Origin of the sequence: Bacillus sp. R86525 (assembly GCF_042466195.1) — a bacterium.
GTDB classification, from domain to species: domain Bacteria; phylum Bacillota; class Bacilli; order Bacillales; family Bacillaceae_G; genus Bacillus_A; species Bacillus_A nitratireducens.
In genome coordinates this window covers 1,541,832-1,559,127 of the sequence record NZ_JAXHPX010000007.1, presented here as the reverse complement: position 1 = coordinate 1,559,127, position 17,296 = coordinate 1,541,832, and the positions used below count along the sequence as shown (strand labels likewise).

The 17,296-nt window shown below is 36.5% G+C and carries 14 protein-coding genes; 1 reads left to right on the top strand and 13 read right to left on the bottom strand.

Features of this window, described 5'->3' with window-relative positions:
- Positions 1 to 38: 38 nt before the first annotated feature.
- The 12 genes from murB to panE all read right to left on the bottom strand — a co-directional run bounded on the left by murB (position 39) and on the right by panE (position 15,859).
- Positions 39 to 944: a UDP-N-acetylmuramate dehydrogenase gene (gene murB / locus SJY24_RS10735; RefSeq protein ID WP_377864616.1), complete on the bottom strand. Its 906-nt coding sequence runs from the start codon at positions 942 to 944 to the stop codon at positions 39 to 41.
- A 61-nt stretch (positions 945 to 1,005) separates the two neighbouring features.
- Entirely contained in the window at positions 1,006 to 2,100 is a 1,095-nt protein-coding gene (gene murG, locus SJY24_RS10730; RefSeq protein WP_098765092.1) for an undecaprenyldiphospho-muramoylpentapeptide beta-N-acetylglucosaminyltransferase, read from the bottom strand.
- Positions 2,101 to 2,201: 101 nt separating this feature from the next.
- Complete coding sequence (spoVE, locus tag SJY24_RS10725) at positions 2,202 to 3,293, bottom strand: stage V sporulation protein E (RefSeq protein WP_000753514.1); 1,092 nt, start codon at positions 3,291 to 3,293, stop codon at positions 2,202 to 2,204.
- Positions 3,294 to 3,383: 90 nt separating this feature from the next.
- Positions 3,384 to 4,736, bottom strand: a complete 1,353-nt coding sequence (murD, locus tag SJY24_RS10720) for a UDP-N-acetylmuramoyl-L-alanine--D-glutamate ligase (RefSeq protein WP_377864615.1) — start codon at positions 4,734 to 4,736, stop codon at positions 3,384 to 3,386.
- Complete coding sequence (gene mraY, locus SJY24_RS10715) at positions 4,737 to 5,711, bottom strand: phospho-N-acetylmuramoyl-pentapeptide-transferase (RefSeq protein WP_377864614.1); 975 nt, start codon at positions 5,709 to 5,711, stop codon at positions 4,737 to 4,739. It lies immediately after the preceding gene.
- Between the two features lie 22 nt (positions 5,712 to 5,733).
- A complete protein-coding gene (murE, locus tag SJY24_RS10710) occupies positions 5,734 to 7,209 on the bottom strand; it encodes a UDP-N-acetylmuramoyl-L-alanyl-D-glutamate--2,6-diaminopimelate ligase (RefSeq protein ID WP_377864613.1) in 1,476 nt (491 codons plus the stop codon).
- Positions 7,210 to 7,427: 218 nt separating this feature from the next.
- Positions 7,428 to 9,344, bottom strand: coding sequence for a stage V sporulation protein D (locus SJY24_RS10705; protein ID WP_219919775.1), 1,917 nt, complete (start codon positions 9,342 to 9,344; stop codon positions 7,428 to 7,430).
- A gap of 81 nt (positions 9,345 to 9,425) precedes the next feature.
- Entirely contained in the window at positions 9,426 to 11,576 is a 2,151-nt protein-coding gene (locus SJY24_RS10700) for a penicillin-binding protein (RefSeq protein ID WP_483861725.1), read from the bottom strand.
- Between the two features lie 22 nt (positions 11,577 to 11,598).
- Positions 11,599 to 11,961, bottom strand: coding sequence for a cell division protein FtsL (gene ftsL / locus SJY24_RS10695; protein ID WP_377864611.1), 363 nt, complete (start codon positions 11,959 to 11,961; stop codon positions 11,599 to 11,601).
- A 15-nt stretch (positions 11,962 to 11,976) separates the two neighbouring features.
- On the bottom strand, positions 11,977 to 12,909 hold the full coding sequence (gene rsmH, locus SJY24_RS10690) for a 16S rRNA (cytosine(1402)-N(4))-methyltransferase RsmH (RefSeq protein WP_078172911.1): 933 nt from the start codon (positions 12,907 to 12,909) through the stop codon (positions 11,977 to 11,979).
- A 366-nt stretch (positions 12,910 to 13,275) separates the two neighbouring features.
- Positions 13,276 to 14,892: a bacillithiol biosynthesis cysteine-adding enzyme BshC gene (gene bshC, locus SJY24_RS10685; RefSeq protein WP_377864610.1), complete on the bottom strand. Its 1,617-nt coding sequence runs from the start codon at positions 14,890 to 14,892 to the stop codon at positions 13,276 to 13,278.
- A 79-nt stretch (positions 14,893 to 14,971) separates the two neighbouring features.
- Positions 14,972 to 15,859 (bottom strand): 2-dehydropantoate 2-reductase, encoded by an 888-nt coding sequence (gene panE / locus SJY24_RS10680; RefSeq protein WP_377867234.1) that lies wholly within the window; start codon positions 15,857 to 15,859, stop codon positions 14,972 to 14,974.
- 295 nt (positions 15,860 to 16,154) lie between these two features.
- Here panE and SJY24_RS10675 point away from each other — a divergent pair, with 295 nt between their 5' ends.
- Positions 16,155 to 16,628, top strand: coding sequence for an N-acetyltransferase (locus SJY24_RS10675; RefSeq protein WP_377864609.1), 474 nt, complete (start codon positions 16,155 to 16,157; stop codon positions 16,626 to 16,628).
- A gap of 34 nt (positions 16,629 to 16,662) precedes the next feature.
- On the opposite strand, the gene SJY24_RS10670 is transcribed toward SJY24_RS10675, so the two are convergent.
- Positions 16,663 to 17,169 carry an RsfA family transcriptional regulator gene (locus tag SJY24_RS10670; RefSeq protein WP_377864608.1) on the bottom strand — a complete coding sequence of 169 codons (507 nt, stop codon included), beginning with the start codon at positions 17,167 to 17,169 and terminating at the stop codon, positions 16,663 to 16,665.
- Positions 17,170 to 17,296: the final 127 nt, after the last annotated feature.

Here is a 17,296-nt window from a genome sequence, read left to right as displayed (position 1 = left end):
ATTATAACATAAATGATAATGAGCGGAACGAATAACCGTTATCTTCCAATTATTTCTACTTCGGTATGCATATCAACACTAAATTTATCCTTAATTGTACGCTTTATCAATGCAATCAAGTCTAATACATCTTGCGCTGAGGCCACACCAGTATTAACAATAAAATTCCCATGCATTTCAGAAATTTGAGCTCCACCTATTGTATAACCACGAAGCCCTGCTTTTTCTATTAAATCTCCTGCAAAATATGGGACTGGATTTCGAAATATACTTCCTGCACAAGGATGATTCCAAGGCTGCGTTTCACGGCGATAATCTTTATTCTTTTGCATGCTTCTTACAATTTCCTTGCGTTCGCCTACCTCCAATTGGAATTCAGCTTCCAAAACAATACCAAGGCGTTTTTTTTGCAATACAGATGTACGATAAGAAAACCCCATTTCGGCATTCGTCAACCAATTAATTGTTCCATTTTCAAACAAAATACGAGCTTTCGTCAGTACACTCGATATGTCGGACTTATGAGCGCCTGCATTCATATACACTGCACCACCGACACTTCCTGGAATACCACTTGCGAATTCCAAGCCAGCTAATCCCTGTCGACTAAGTAAAGTTGACAATTTAATAAGGGGATATCCAGCACCAACTCTTACTTTATGTTTTTCGACTTCTAAGTGGTCTAATCCTTCTCCTAAACGAATAACCACACCTTCTATACCTTGATCAGATACAAGAAGATTTGAACCACGACCAATTACAGTCCACCCTGCCTTGTACTTCTTTACTAACTTTAGCGTTTTCTCAATATCAGCAACATGCTTTGGCACAATTAAAATATCAGCTGGTCCACCTATTTTCATAGTCGTGTAACGCGCTAACGGTTCATTAACTAACACGCGACCAACATTTGCTTCTAAAAGCTCTTTTACTAATTGTTCCATAGACAATCTCCCCCATATTAAGTCTCCTTATTACAGTAATATGCAGGGCGTTCACCTAATGTTATTTTTTAATAAGCTTGTTCATTACCTCATATAGCTTATTTGCTGCATCTGGAATACCAAGTTGCTTAGCAGCCAGTTTCATATTTTGTAATGTTTGTGTATCCAATAAAATTTCATCAATATCACGAATAAGCGTTTCAGATGTTAAATCTTTTTCAAGCAACATTTTTGCTGCTCCTTTATCGACAACAGAACGTGCATTTTTTTCCTGATGGTTATTTGTTACGTAAGGACTCGGAATTAACACACTTGGTTTACCTAACGCTGTTAATTCTGCAAGTGTTGTTGCCCCCGCTCTTGAAACAACAAGATCTACACCCGTCAGTACCTCTGGCATATTATGAATAAAAGGTTTAATAATAACATTATTCGGATTCCCTTTTTGCTTCACTGCTTCCATCACTTTGTCATAATGTACTTCACCTGTTACGTACAATATTTCGTAACTTTTATTTCCAAACTGTTCAATTGCCTCTACGAAAGCATCATTAATCGGTCTAGCCCCGCGACTCCCACCAAAAATAAGTACGGATTTTTTAGAAAGAGATAGTCCTACCGAACGTTTTCCTTTCATTCCATTTTGGTCCAATACTTCTGATGCACGTGGATTACCTGTCATAACCACTTTTGACTGTGGGAAATGTTCTGCAGCTGCTTCAAAGCAAACTGCAACTTTATCGACATAACGACTTAAAAATTTATTCGTTACACCAGGTACACTATTTTGTTCATGCACAATAGTCGGAATACCTAATTTAGCCGCAGCATATACAACTGGCCCACATACGTATCCACCCGTACCGATAACAATATCGGGGTTAAAACGACGAATATATCGTTTACTATCTTGAACACCTTTTAGGAAACGCATCACCGTTTTTACATTATCAAGAGATATTTTCCGTTTAAATCCACTTATAACAATAGATTGGAACGGAATACCCGCTTTCGGTACGATGGTACTCTCTAATCCATTCTCTGTACCAATGTATAAAAACCTTGCTTCCGGATTTAATTTTTTTATTTCTCTAATTAAAGCAAGAGCTGGATAAATATGTCCTCCAGTACCCCCACCACTTACTAATACTCGCACTACTAATTCCTCCACTTCCCTGTTCTTATTCAATCGTATTTATTTCTATATACATATTGTATTTTCCACACATACGAAAAACCCTGTCTTTTAAACAGGGTTTAATAGCGAGAATGGCGACTTATATTCAATAATACACCTACTGCCATTAACATTAAGGTCAAACTTGATCCACCATAACTTAAAAATGGCAAAGTAATACCCGTAACAGGCATCAGTCCTGTTACAACACCAACATTAATCATTACTTGAATCGCAATCATCGCCACAATACCTACTGCTAAAAACGTACCATATAAATCTGGCGCTCCTAATGCTATACGAATCCCGCGCCATAGTAATAGACTAAATAATAATAACACAAATGAACCGCCAATAAAACCTAATTCCTCGGATAAGATTGCAAATATAAAGTCTGTTTGTGGTTCCGGTAAATAAAGAAACTTTTGTCTACTTTGTCCAAGTCCAAGCCCAAATAAACCACCAGGTCCAATTGCGAGTAACGATTGAATAATTTGAAATCCACTTCCGAGCGGATCCGACCACGGATCTAAATATGATGTGATGCGTTTCATTCGATATGGTGCTGATGCAATTAACCCTACAAATCCCGCTGCACCAAGCAAACCAAACATTGCAAAGTGAAAGACCCTTGCTCCCGAGATAAATATCATAATAATACATGTCCCAACCATTACCGTTCCCGTACCAAGATCTGGCTGTAACATAATCATCCCAAAAGCAAGAAATACAAAACTTAGAGCAGGTAGTAATCCACGTTTAAAAGATGTAATTAATTTTTGTCGTTCCGCTAAAAATTTTGCTAAGAAAATAATCATCGCGAATTTCATAAACTCTGACGGTTGAATGGAGAATGCCCCGATTCCAATCCAACTTCGTGCTCCCCCACGAACGAGACCTACTCCTGGAATTAAAACGAGAATAAGAAGAACGAAACAAACTAGCAAAATTACTTTTGAATACGTGCGCCACACCCAATAATCAATTTTCATTATAAAAAACATAGCCACTACACCAATACTCGCAAACAACAATTGTCTTTTTGCAAAAAAGAATGAATCCCCCATTTTATAAGAGGCCCAAACCGCACTCGCACTATAAACCATAATCATTCCGATTGTTAACAACGCAAGTGTAACGATGATGAGAATAAAATCAGGCGTTTTCTTCATTACCCATGAACACCACCTCTTTAGGCAGAACCTTTTGCCCTATGTAACAAAACATCAGTAGGTGTTAGCCTACTGATGTTTTGATTTACTTTATATAAGTTTATGCACAGCTTGTATAAAAATGTCTCCTCTTTCTTCAAATGTTTTAAATTGATCCCAGCTTGCACATGCTGGTGAAAGAAGAATTACATCGCCATCCGTTGAATGAGCGTAAGCTTTCACTACTGCCTCACCTAAAGTATCGACACTTTCAATTACATCTAATCCTGCTTTTTCAGCCGCTCTTACTAATTTTGGCGCAGTTTGTCCAAATGTTACAATCGCTTTGACATGTTTAAAGTATGGAATTAAATCGTCAAATTCATTTCCGCGATCAAGTCCGCCAGCTAATAAAACAATCGGTTGTTTAAATGCAGACAATGCTTTTTCTGTCGCTAGCATATTCGTCGCTTTTGAATCATTATAAAACTTACGATTATTAATCGTTGTTACATATTCTAAGCGATGCTTTACACCTGTAAAACTTTTTAACACAGCAGTAATTGCTTCATTAGAAACACCTAGTAACTTCGCAATACTCATCGCTGCTAAAATATTTTCTAAATTGTGCTTACCAGGCAAAACAATATCGCTTACTTCAACCACTTTTTCGCCTTTAAAATAAAGAGCATTTTCTTTTATATATGCACCATCTTCAATTTCTTTCGTAGTCGAAAATAGTACTTTTTGTCCTTTACTTTGTGCCGATAACGTCATTACATCTGCATCATCCGCATTAATTACACTATAATCTGTTTCAGTTTGGTTTTTGAAAATATTCGCTTTTGCTAAACCATACTCTTCCTTCGTTCCATGGTAATCTAAATGCGCTTCAAATAAATTTAAAAATGCAGCAATTTTAGGTTGGAACGTCTCTACTCCCATCAACTGGAATGATGAAAGTTCTGTAACTACAACTTCATTCTCTTTTGCAGCTTGTGCAACTTCACAAGCTACTGTTCCGATATTTCCCGCAATAACAGGGTGCTTCTTGCCTTCTTTTAACATTTCAAACGCAAGCATTGTCGTTGTTGTTTTACCGTTAGATCCCGTAATTCCAACAAATGGAGCTTCTGAAATACGATATGCTAATTCAACTTCAGTGACAATCGGAATTTGCTTTTCTTTCGCCGCCACTAGTAGTGGATTAGAATATGGAATCCCTGGATTTTTTACGACAAGTGAAATGTTTCTTTCCAACAATTCTAATGGATGTCCACCACAAACAACATCCATACCCTTCGTTTGCAATTCAGCTGCAGGCACGTTACCCGCTAATGGTTTCCCATCATTTACAATAACGTTTGCACCTAATTCTTTTAATAAAGTAGCTGCTGCATAACCACTTTTAGCAATACCTAATACAAGAACATTTTTATTTTCAAATTCAGTTATAGTTTTCAATTACATCCACACCCCGATATAAATTCCTAACACAGCTAGTAAAAATCCTACAGACCAAAACGTTACAACAACGCGCCATTCTGACCAACCACATAATTCATAATGATGATGTAATGGACTCATTTTAAAGACACGCTTTCCTGTTGTTTTGAACGAAATAACTTGGATAATAACAGATAAAGTTTCTGCTACGAATACACCGCCAATAATAACGAGTAACAATTCTTGTTTTAACAAAATCGCTACAGCTGCAATTGCTCCCCCTAAAGCTAGAGATCCTGTATCGCCCATAAATACTTTCGCTGGATTCGCATTGAATACTAAAAAGCCAAGTACAGCTCCTACAACTGCCATACAGAAAATCGCTACACCAAATTGTTCTTGAGCCACAGCAATAATACTAAATGCCCCGAATGCAATAGCAGCTGTCCCTGATAATAAACCATCTAAACCATCTGTTAAGTTAACCGCATTCGATCCACCAATAAGCATAAATAATACAAGAACAAAGTATGCCCATCCTAATTCGAATTCAACATCCGTTCCTGGAATCATAATATAAGTATGAAATGCTTGCCCTTTTCCAATTAAAAAGAACGCAATAGCAATTAGAAGCTGCCCAATCAATTTTTGTTTTGATGTTAAACCAAGATTTCTTTTCTTAACGACTTTTATATAGTCATCTAAAAATCCGATTAATCCATATCCAAATGTAACTAATAATAATAATGATACTTCTGCACCTAAATTGTTAAATTTAATCGCCATAATGAGCGTAGTTACCATCATGGATACATATATGACAATACCACCCATCGTTGGTGTCCCTGATTTCTTTTGGTGTGACTTCGGTCCTTCGTCACGAATACTCTGTCCGAACTTTAACTTTCTTAAAAATGGAATAAATAATGGCGAAAGGGCAACAGAAATTAAAAACGCTACCCCTGCCGTTACTAATAAACCTTGTTCAAGCACATGTAGTCCTCCTCTCATGCTGTTACTCTTCGTTGTTTAAACGCTCCGTGATTGCTTCTTTAGCGACTTCACGATCGTCAAAATGATGAACTTCTTTACCAATAATTTGATATGTTTCATGCCCTTTACCAGCAATAATAATGATGTCCGCATCTTTTGCTTTAGCAATTGCACAACGTATCGCTTCTTTTCTATCAATAATTACCTCGTAATTATTCCCATTCGCACCATTTACCATATCATCTAAAATAGCCTTCGGATCTTCACTTCTTGGATTATCTGATGTATAAATTGCATGCGTTGCATATTCTGTTGCAACACTTGCCATTATTGGTCTTTTCGTTCTATCTCTATCACCACCGCAACCAACGATACAATATACATTCCCTTTTGCAAATTGTTTTGCTGTTTTCAGTACGTTCTCTAAGCTATCAGGTGTATGTGCATAGTCAACAATAACTGTGTAATTTTGTCCACCATCAACAACTTCAAAACGTCCAGGAACGCCAGCAAGCTCTTTGATCACATCAATAATTGTTTGTAAGCTCACACCTGAAACAAGACCTGCTGCTGTAGCAGCTAACACGTTGTATACATTAAACTTACCAATTAATTTCATCGTAACATTGACAGTTTCATACGGTGTTACAAGTGTAAATGTTGTACCGCCACTCGTCATCACGATATCTCGTGCCATAATGTCGCTTGCAACATCTATACCGTACGTTACAACAGTAGCTGCTGTACTTCTCATATACTCCTCTGCTACTGGATCATCACTGTTTAATATAGCGTATTTTTCACGATTATGATGATAACTATTGCCAAGCTGTGCAAAAAGCAACCCTTTCGCATGTTTATATTCTTCCATCGTTTTATGATAGTCTAAATGATCTTGTGTTAAATTCGTAAATACTGCAACATCGTAATCGCACCCGTGTACACGGCCAAGATCTAAAGCATGAGACGAAACTTCCATTACTGTGCTATCCACACCTTGTTCAACCATTTTCGAAAACGTCTGTTGAAGTGTTAGTGCATCTGGTGTTGTATTTTTCACCTCAAATGTTTCATCACCGATTTTCATATTAATCGTTCCAATTAGCCCTGTTTTATGACCATGTGCGCGCATAATTTCATCCATAATATGCGATGTTGTTGTCTTTCCATTTGTACCTGTAATACCGATTAAATGTAACTTGTGTGTTGGTTGGCCATAAAAATAATCAGCTAAAACCGCTAGCGAACGAAAAGTATTTTTCACAAGTACAACTGGAACGTCAACATCAATTGGTCTTTCCGCAACAATAGCAGCCGCTCCTTGTGCGGCTGCTTGCTTAGCAAAGTCATGGCTATCAACCGTATATCCTTTCATACATATAAATAAGCTTCCCTCTTTCACTTTACGTGAATCCGCTTCAATAGATGTTATTTCTGGATTTTCTTTTGGAACAACTGGAAAATCATGCAAACATGATAAAAGTGTATGCAACTTCATTTCACTAAACCCTCTCTACATTGTTTATTTATCTCTTATTTTAGCAAGTAACACGTTACCTCCTAGTTATATAAAAATAGGAGGTAAGTGCTACTATAGCCTAATCAATAGATTTATTTATTTATTTATTAATGAGACACTTATCGTCTCAAATAAAGCAATTTCCCTATAAAAAACTCACTTCCACCAATTGTACCATAAAACACAATCAGTTACCTTTAATTCCCGAAGTAAATTCTAACTTTTGAACCCTCTTTTACTTTAGCTCCAGCTTCTGGTGATTGTTTAATTACTTTCCCACCATCACCACTTATATCAAGCTTCAAGTCTACAAGTTGCGTTTGTAAATCTTTCTTTTTCATACCAATTAAATTCGGAACTTCCACAGTTGGTGTATCGCCCCATTTATATTCTTTCTCAACTTGCTCTTTTCTCGGTTCCACTCCCATTACAGGAAGTGCGTCACGAAGAATATTCCCAACAATAGGTGCTGCTACAACTCCACCAAATTGAGTGACTCCTTTTGGGTTATCCACAGCTACATAAACAACAATTTGCGGATCGTCGGCTGGAGCAAAACCGATAAATGATACAATGTAGTTATTATCTAAATATTTTCCGTCTTTTACCTTTTGAGCAGTTCCAGTTTTTCCACCTACACGATATCCATCAATGTAAGCTCCTTTACCAGAACCTTTCGCTACAACATTCTCTAATGCGTACCGAACTTTCTCTGAAGTTTCCTTGGAAATAACTTCCCTTTTCGCAACTGGTGTCTTTTTGCTGACAACTTGATTATTCTTCGGATCAATAAATTCCTTCGCTATATATGGCTGATACAAAGTTCCACCATTTACAGCGGCCGCCACAGCTGCTACTTGTTGAATCGGTGTAACAGAAACACCTTGCCCAAATGAAGTCGTCGCTTGCTCGACTGGACCAACTTTATCTAAATTAAATAAAATCCCGCTACCTTCACCTTGCAAGTCAATTCCGGTCTTCTGTCCAAACCCGAAATTGCGAATGTATTTAAACAATCGATCTTTACCAAGACGATCACCGAGTTCAATAAATCCTGGGTTACAAGAGTTTTGAACTACCTCTAAAAACGTTTGGCTACCATGGCCTCCAGCTTTCCAGCAGCGCAATCTAGCTCCACCAACTTCAGCTGCTCCATCATCATAAAACGTATCTTTCTCTAAGTCTACCAAATTTTCATTCAAGGCTGCAGCTAATGTAATAATCTTAAATGTTGACCCCGGCTCATACGTACTCCATACAGGTAAGTTTCTGTTATATACTTCGGGAGAAACACTTTGGAAATCTGCTGGATCAAAACTTGGCCGACTTGACATACCTAAAATTTCACCATTTTTCGGATTCATTGCAATTGCTATCATACCGTCGGGATTATACGTCGATTCCGCAATATTCATTTCTCTTTCCATAATCCTCGTAATGCGGGAATCAATTGTTAACCCTAAATTCAAGCCGGCTTCTGGTTTTTTGAAATCATCTCCAACGTTAGGCATTCTCTGTCCTTTCGCATCTGCAAAAAATCGCACATGACCTTTATCGCCATTTAGCTCTTTATCATAATATTTCTCTAGTCCCATTAACCCTTGATTATCACTGCCCGCAAATCCTAATACGTGTGATAAAAAATTACCGAATGGATAGTACCGGATAGAATCCTCAGCGATATACACACCCTTTAAACTTAATCCGCGTACTTCTTTCGCTTTGTCATGCGATATTTTCCTTCCGCCTTTATCAAGCCTTACAATCGATTCTTTTTTTGTAATCCGCGTATAAATATCATCTTTTTCCACACCTAATACTGCAGCTAACTTCTCTGCAGTCTCTGCTGGTTTTTCAATTTGCCTCGGCACAACAAAGACGGTCGGTGCACTTTTATTCGTAGCAAGCTCCACACCATTTCGATCTAAAATCTTCCCTCGCTCTGGTTCAAAAGTAATATTACGACTCCATGAATCCTTCGCACGATCTGTTAACATATTTCCAAGAAAAAATTGCACATATCCAAGACGAATATCGATGATGGTGAAAATAAGTATACCTGATATAAGTATAAAAATAAGTCGTTTCCTAACTGTTACATTTGATACACGCATATTGGAACAAGCCTCCCTTACGCCTAGCTTGTTCCAATATATGCTTGTACTTATTTAATTAGAACTTCTTCCCTATTACCATTATGGCTTTTCTGCTTCTTGCTGTGGCTCAAGTGGTGGTACGAGTGTTACACCTAGTTCTGTACCAGGTTGCAACAATGTTCCTTCCGCCACACTTTGTTCCGTTACATATCCTGTACCAGAAGGTTTTAAGTTAAGCTTTAATGTTTTTGCTAAATTCATAACATCACGCAGTGCCCATCCCTGTATATTTGGCATCGTAGGCTTATCTCCTACTAAGAAGACTCGATCACCTTTTAATGTTTGTTCAGTTGCTTTTGGCACTTGCTGCTGTACCTTCCCTTCACCTAATACAATTGGACGAAGTTTTGCTTTATCAATTGCTTTTTTCGCTTCATCCATCGTTTTTCCTGTTACATCCGGAACGACAGTTTGTTGCTCTTTCACATATTTCTTCGGATCCTTTACTTCATTTGGCTTAATCTTTAAATACTCTAAACTATTTTTCGTTACATATTTAAAGATATCAGCTAAAGGTTTAGCCCCGTTTTCATCATCTTTTAATTTTGGTTGTTTAACGGCGACATACACAACAAGTTGTGGATCGTCCATCGGTGCCATACCTAAGAATGAGAATATATAATTCTCTCTTCCTGTCATATAGCCACCTTTCCCGTCAGGAATTTGTGCTGTACCTGTTTTACCACCGACTGAATAGCCATCAATTTTATATGCAGTCCCTGTTCCTTTCGGTGATGTAACAACACGTTCTAGTAATTGTCTTACTTGCGCGGCTGTCTCTTTGGTAACAGGTTTTCCTACTTCTTCTGGTTTATGCTCTAGCTGTACTTTACCTGTTATTGGATCCACAATTTTATCAATTGTATAAGGTTTCATCATTTTACCATCATTTGCAATCGCTGTTGCAGCTTGTACAAGTTGAATTGGTGTAACTGTAGAACCTTGTCCAAATGCCGTTGTTACTTGTTGTATTTGTTGATCAAATAAAATTGTATTTGACCCTTCACCAGATAAATCAATGTTTGTTTTTTCATCTAATCCAAAACTGTGAATATATTTTCGAAAACGCTCTGCACCAAGTTTTTGATCCCCTAAAATTGCGAACGCTACGTTTGAAGATCGCTCTACCCCTTCATCAAAAGTAATAGAACCCCATCCAGCGCCGCCGTTATGATCTTTTATTTTGCGATTACCAACTTGATATGTACCAGACTGATAAAAGTCTTGCCCATTGTATACACCTTCATTAATGGCCGCCGCTAATGTGAAAATCTTCATTGTTGATCCCGGTTCAAACGCATTTGCAATGGCGTCGTTATAATAGTAATTCATCCGTCCTTCGTTCGGATCATAACTAGGTTTACTAGACATCGCTAATATTTTCCCTGTCTTTGGATCCGCTACAATTCCAATTAAATTTTCTGGTTCATAATGTTTACTCGCTTCTTTCATCGCGTCTTCTAAATAACTTTGAATACGTTGGTCAAGCGTTAAATACACATTATCTCCATTTTTAGGTGCCTTTACATTCACTTTTCCACCGTCAAGAGATACTCCTTTACGGTCACCTGTATAAGCTACCTCACCATTAGAAGCACCTAAATACTTATCCAAACTCTTTTCTAAGCCAAATTGACCTACTGCGATTCCATTCTCATCAGGTCTGGCATGACCTATGACGTAAGATGCGAAATCACCGTTTGGATACACTCTCGCATTTTCGGTAATAAAAGTTATTCCTGGCAATTTCAATGCTTCTATTTGTTCTTTCTTTTCTTTCGTCAAGCCCTTACCCAATGTTCCAAATTCCACTTGACTTTTGCCTTCTTTATTTAAAGTAGCTAAAATTTTATCTTCATCTTTTCCGAGTACTCCTGCAATTTTCTTTGCAGTATCCTCTTTATCCTCTACAGGTTTAGCTCCTTTTAACTCGGCTACAAGTTTATAAGAATTTGCATCTTGCGCTAGCACATGACCATTTTGATCATAAATTGTTCCTCGATTCGCTTCGAGAACTCCCTTTTTACTATGTTTCTGCTCAGCAAGTTTCTTTAAATCATGATTGTCCACTGTTCCTGTTACTTGTATGTAAAAAAATCGGGCTAATAACAGCAAAAAGAGCAGGAGGAAAAATATCATAAAATAACCTGCTCCCTTATTGGTATGAAATTTGGTCATATTTCTCTTCATCTTTTCTTCACACCTATTTGCCTTACTTTAGGCCTTTCACGTTATTCGCATTAATTTCTAGCCCGTGTTTTTTTGCAACTTCAGCGATACGTTCATAACGGCTTAACTTCTCTACTTCAGCCTGCAATTCTTGATTTTCCTTTTGTTTTTTCACAATTTGTTCTTCTATCGTCGCTGCTTCTACATTCACTTGATAAAGACCCGCTTTATTCCCAATAAAAGCTACACAAGCATATAATAAAAATCCAATAAACGTTACATACAATAGCTTTTCAATTCTTGTAATTTTCGCTTTAACTTTTGGCTTAACCATCTGCTGTGGCGGCGTTTGAATTTGTACCTCTTCTTGCGCCTGTTGTTTATACTTTACAGCTAAATTAGTCATACCTCTCTCTCCTTTTTATCGTTTTTCAGCGATTCTCAACTTCGCAGAACGCGCTCGATTATTTTCTTCTAATTCAATGTCAGAAGGTAAAATCGGTTTTCTTGTAATAAGCTTTAATTTCGGTTTAAATTCATCCGGAATAATAGGTAGTCCCTGTGGTAATTGCGGCGTTGTGCTATTTCGCTTAAACGTCGTTTTACAAATACGATCTTCTAAGGAATGGAACGTTATAACACTAACTCTTCCACCAGGCTTGACCATATCAATTGCAGACTCCAACGCCTCTTCAAATACTTTTAATTCATCATTTACAGCAATACGAATCGCCTGGAATACTCGCTTTGCAGGATGTCCACCTGTTCTACGTGCTGGAGCTGGAATACCTTCTTTAATTAATTCTACTAATTCTCCTGTCGTTTCAATAGCCTTATTCTCGCGATACGCTTCAATTTTCCTTACTATTTGCTTTGAAAATTTTTCTTCGCCGTATTGGAAGAAAATTCTTACGAGTTGTTCATATGACCAGCTGTTTACAACATCATATGCTGTTAATGGGGCATCTTGATCCATCCGCATATCTAACGGTGCATCATGATGATAACTAAAGCCACGCTCTGGTGTATCTAATTGTGGGGATGAAACACCTAAATCGAATAAAATCCCGTCTACTTCTGTGATACCTAATTCATGTAGTTTTTCAGATAAATAACGGAAGTTGCTCTTCACTGTTACAAATTGTTCACCATAAGAAGAAAATTTTTCCTTTGCATTTTGAATCGCTATTTCATCTTGATCAAATGCTATTAATTTTCCACCATCTGTTAGCTGGGATAATAAATAAGAACTATGTCCTCCTCCACCCAGTGTACAATCTACATATGTACCACTCGGCTTTATATCTAAGCCATCTACTGTTTCTTTCAAAAGTACTGTTACGTGTTTGAACATTGCTGCACCTACTCTTTTTCCAATTAATTATGTTAAATACATTTCTCACTCTACAAACATTATTTACTACTAGAGGATGAAATGCTAATAAAGAACGACTCATTTAACTTCCAACAAGGTAGCCTGCTATACAAATCGCTATTTTATTTTATTATATACTAAATTTTATCATTTTTTGCGGGAATTTAAACAAAAACCTGTCGAAAAAGATATTAATCCGTTTACATTTTGTGCTATTTTGTCATATATATAAACTTGGTACATAGCGATTCGTTACATCAATATAAGATAGATAATTCAGAAATATTTCACTTCACAGTTAATTCAACGGGATAAAAATAAAATCCTGCTCAAAAGAGCAAGATTTTATAGTTTTATTACATGATGTTTTCCGTCCCACGAAAATGATTGTTCCATTACTTGGTCCACAAAATCAAGGCCGAATTGATTTAAATAATAACAGACATTCCACACACGTTCTTGCGGTGCTCCTAATGGACGAAGCGCAAATTGCACACGTCGGAATTTATTTAGTTGAACCTCATGCTTCTTCTCAACATTTCTTTTCAACATTTTTTCTAACAGTTCAATTTGTTCATTAATTTTCAGTTCATTTTTCCCTGCAAACTCATTTAATCCCGGATCTATTTTTTTCACGAATAGTTGTAATGATGTATGAATATCCATTATTTCTTTTTTCGCTTCTAGAAATCGTTCGTCTATCGGTTCCTTTATTTGATTAGAGAGCCAATTGTCACGCAAATTATCTACTTTATTTAGAAATGGATCAATTTCTTGCAAATCTAAATCGTATAAATCTGTCGCTATATCTCGCTCCATATAAGTAATCGTCAGCCGAGGAACGACAGGTGGCATTTGGAAACCGACAGTATGAAACACTTGTTGCAATTCACTCCAATAAGCTAACTCCCCCGGACCGCCAATAAACGCTAGCGTAGGAAACACATACTCTTGCATAAGAGGACGCGTTACAACATTATTACTAAAACGTTCTGGACTTCTTTCCATCTCTTCCATCAATTCTTCATACGAAAATGAATGTACTCCATCTTTTCCAATAAACTTCCCTTGATTCTCTTCAAGTAATACTCGCTCATTATCAATTTCCATAAATATATGCACTGCGTTTGTCTTCGTTTCAATAATCGGTTTAAATCCTAATTCCTTAATTACTTCCTGTTGATTATGAAGGCCTACTTGAATTTCTTTATATTTACTTATTATTTGTTGTAAAAACGGTACTTCTAATTTTCTTAATGCAGGGTGATGGGAATCTACAAGAATCAAACCAGAATTTACGAACATTTTTGTAATAAGGTGTGCAAAGAAATCTACATATGTATGCGATTTATCTAAAGCATCCTCAACAAATTGTAATACATCCTTTGTAAAATTCGTTTCCGGATATGTTTTAAAAATCTCTTCGATCCATTTTCTACAGTCTTCAATAGAAAGCTCTGATTCAGAAGCACTCGCCTTTTTCGGATGACGATCATGAAAAATGGTCTTTTTTATTTTTTTATTTTTCGTTACAAATGTATGATTAATTTCATCCATATCATGATCTTCACCAGCAATCCAAAAGACCGGAACAACTCGAACCCCTAAGCTCTCTTCTTTTTCTTTTGCAAGCTGTAAAATCGAAATGATTTTATGCATTGTATAAAGTGGTCCAGTTAACAATCCAGCTTGTTGTCCAGCTATAACTACATATGTATTTTCATCTTCAAGCGCTTTTATATTTTGAATTGTAGATTCTCCCGCTTGCAATTGTGTATTATATTCTAATAAATGCGTTACTAAATCTTGACGGAAAAACTCTCTCTCACGTAAATCATGTAAACGCTGTTTAAAAGCATCTTCTGTTAACAAATAGTCAAAACATGACTGTATCTCTTTTTTACCGTTCACATAGTCCGCTACAACACCTTGTAGTGGAACAGAGATTTCTTTTATCTCCATATAATTCTTCCTTTCGTATCCTGTTCTCTCACCAACCCACATTGTAGTCAATGTTTCACGTAAAAGCAAAGAAAAACACTTATAATTCCATCCCTTTTATTGCATTATACAAAAATTGAAGTGTCGGAACGGATTGTTGTTGTCCCTTCGCTTCTTCTAATACATATCCGACAATCGCATTAATTTCCGTTTGTCTATTCTCTTTTACATCCGCTAACATAGATGATGTATTACGAGATGTTTTTTTACATACTTGGCATACCATTTGCCATACCATTCTTTTGTCCTCTTCTTTAATAAGAAATGCGACTTCCTGAAATACTTGCTCCATCATTTGATAAAAAAACGGATTTGAAATTAACTCTCCGTTCTCAACCCGTAATAATGCGGTCAGTGGATTAATACATACATTCACCACTAATTTATTACGCATAATCCCATTCCAATCATCTTCTATTTGAATCGGAAAATAATGTAAAGGAAAATGATTCAATACCTTTTCAAAACCATTAGATTGACCACGCATTACACCAAACTTTGTAACACCTATTCCAGTGTGATGGACTGTATGTTTCCCTTCTTTTTTCGCACCATGCTCCACTATCCCAACCGCTATACGTTCATTCCCTAATTTTTTCATAATGTAAAGGTGAGACATTCCATTTTGCAAAAAGATTAATGACGATTCAGCCTGCACAAAAGGTAATACGTCAGTTATATGATACTGCTTTACAGCAATAAATGTATAATCCAACTTCTCATCTGGCATACTTTCTATTGGTAAAACAGTTGGGAATACCGTTTCACTTTCCCCATTTCTAATACAAGTTACACCTGTTACATTCAATTCCTCAGCCTGCTTAGCCGTCCTTGTAAACAACGTAACATCTTGATTATTTTTTTGTAAATAAAATGTATATAGTAGACCAATAGCTCCTGGTCCAACAATTCCAATTTTCATCTTCACACAAGGAACGTATATTAACAAGTGATTTACGTTCCTTTGCCCTTCCCCCTTTACGGCTTATTAAATTATAATTGCATAGTTAAGGATTCAATTATTTTTTAACAAATGCAACCTCTTCTTTCACTATGTATATACCACTTATATACATAGTTCTACTCTTAGTTTAGCAAATCCTCAAAAAAATAATGAAAGAAATACTCTATCTTCTTCATAAAAATTAAAAAATGAGTTATAATATTATTATAAATATTTTAACTTTTCTGCATTCAACAAGATATGAAAAGGATGTGATGTAATGGGATTCCCAAAAGTTGAGCGCTTGCTCATCAATTATAAAACATTAGATGAATTTAAAAAGTTTAAAGGTTGCGGAGCTCAAGAACTATCCATGTTGGAAGAATTAGAAGCAAACATTATTGAAAATGATAGCGAATCTCCATTTTATGGTATTTATTACGGTGGATCGCTAATCGCACGTATGAGTCTATACATGAAAAGGAACGGCGGGGAACCATTTGAAATTACAGGACCTTACCTAGAACTTTATAAACTTGAAGTGTTACCGACTTTTCAAAAACAAGGGTTCGGACAAATACTTGTTAACTATGCAAAGCAACTGAAATTCCCAATTAAAACGATAGCACGTATCCATTCAGCTGGTTTTTGGGATAAATTAAGTTTCCAACCAGTATCAGTAACTGATGGCGATTTTTATATTTGGCTTCCAGAAACAATCGTGAATGCGGTTACAAATGAAGAGTCTGCATAAGAAATAAAAAAAACAGCTGCGTAACAGCTGTTTTTTATTTCTTTAACTTCTCTAATTTCCCATTCGAGCGAGCACCATTTCTTTCCGCTACCATTACACTTCTTTTTTGATCGATATAATCAAGTAATGTTCTATATTCTTCCTCATATACTGATAATCGATCCAGAAGACGTTCTCGCTCTGTTTGTAACGATTCAATTTGTTGTTGCAACACCATTAAAGAATTTTCATCTTTATAATTTCGTAAGAAATCAATAACATCATTCAACGTAATAGATTTCGGCTCTAATACCTTTGTCTCTTTCACTTCATAATTTTCTACCTTACGAAGTTGCTTTGCTTCTTCAATACGTTCTTTGTATTGCTTTCTAACGTAAGAATTCCATCTAAATCCACATGCTGCTGGTGTGCGAGACAAGTGTCTACCCACTTCTTTAAAGGCAGAAAGTTGCGTTCCACCTTCTTGAATATGCCGGAGTACTACTTCTGCCAGAAGCAAATCTTCATCATCAGTCCAAGCATCTTGTCTTGTTGTCGCCATCTCTCTAGTCCTCCCTATGCATTTTTTATTAAGCATATGCAGTTACTAGAAAAGATAGAATACAACAAATAAAGAATAAGACAAAAAAAATAAACGCAGAAGATATCTTCTACGTTTATTTTCCCGC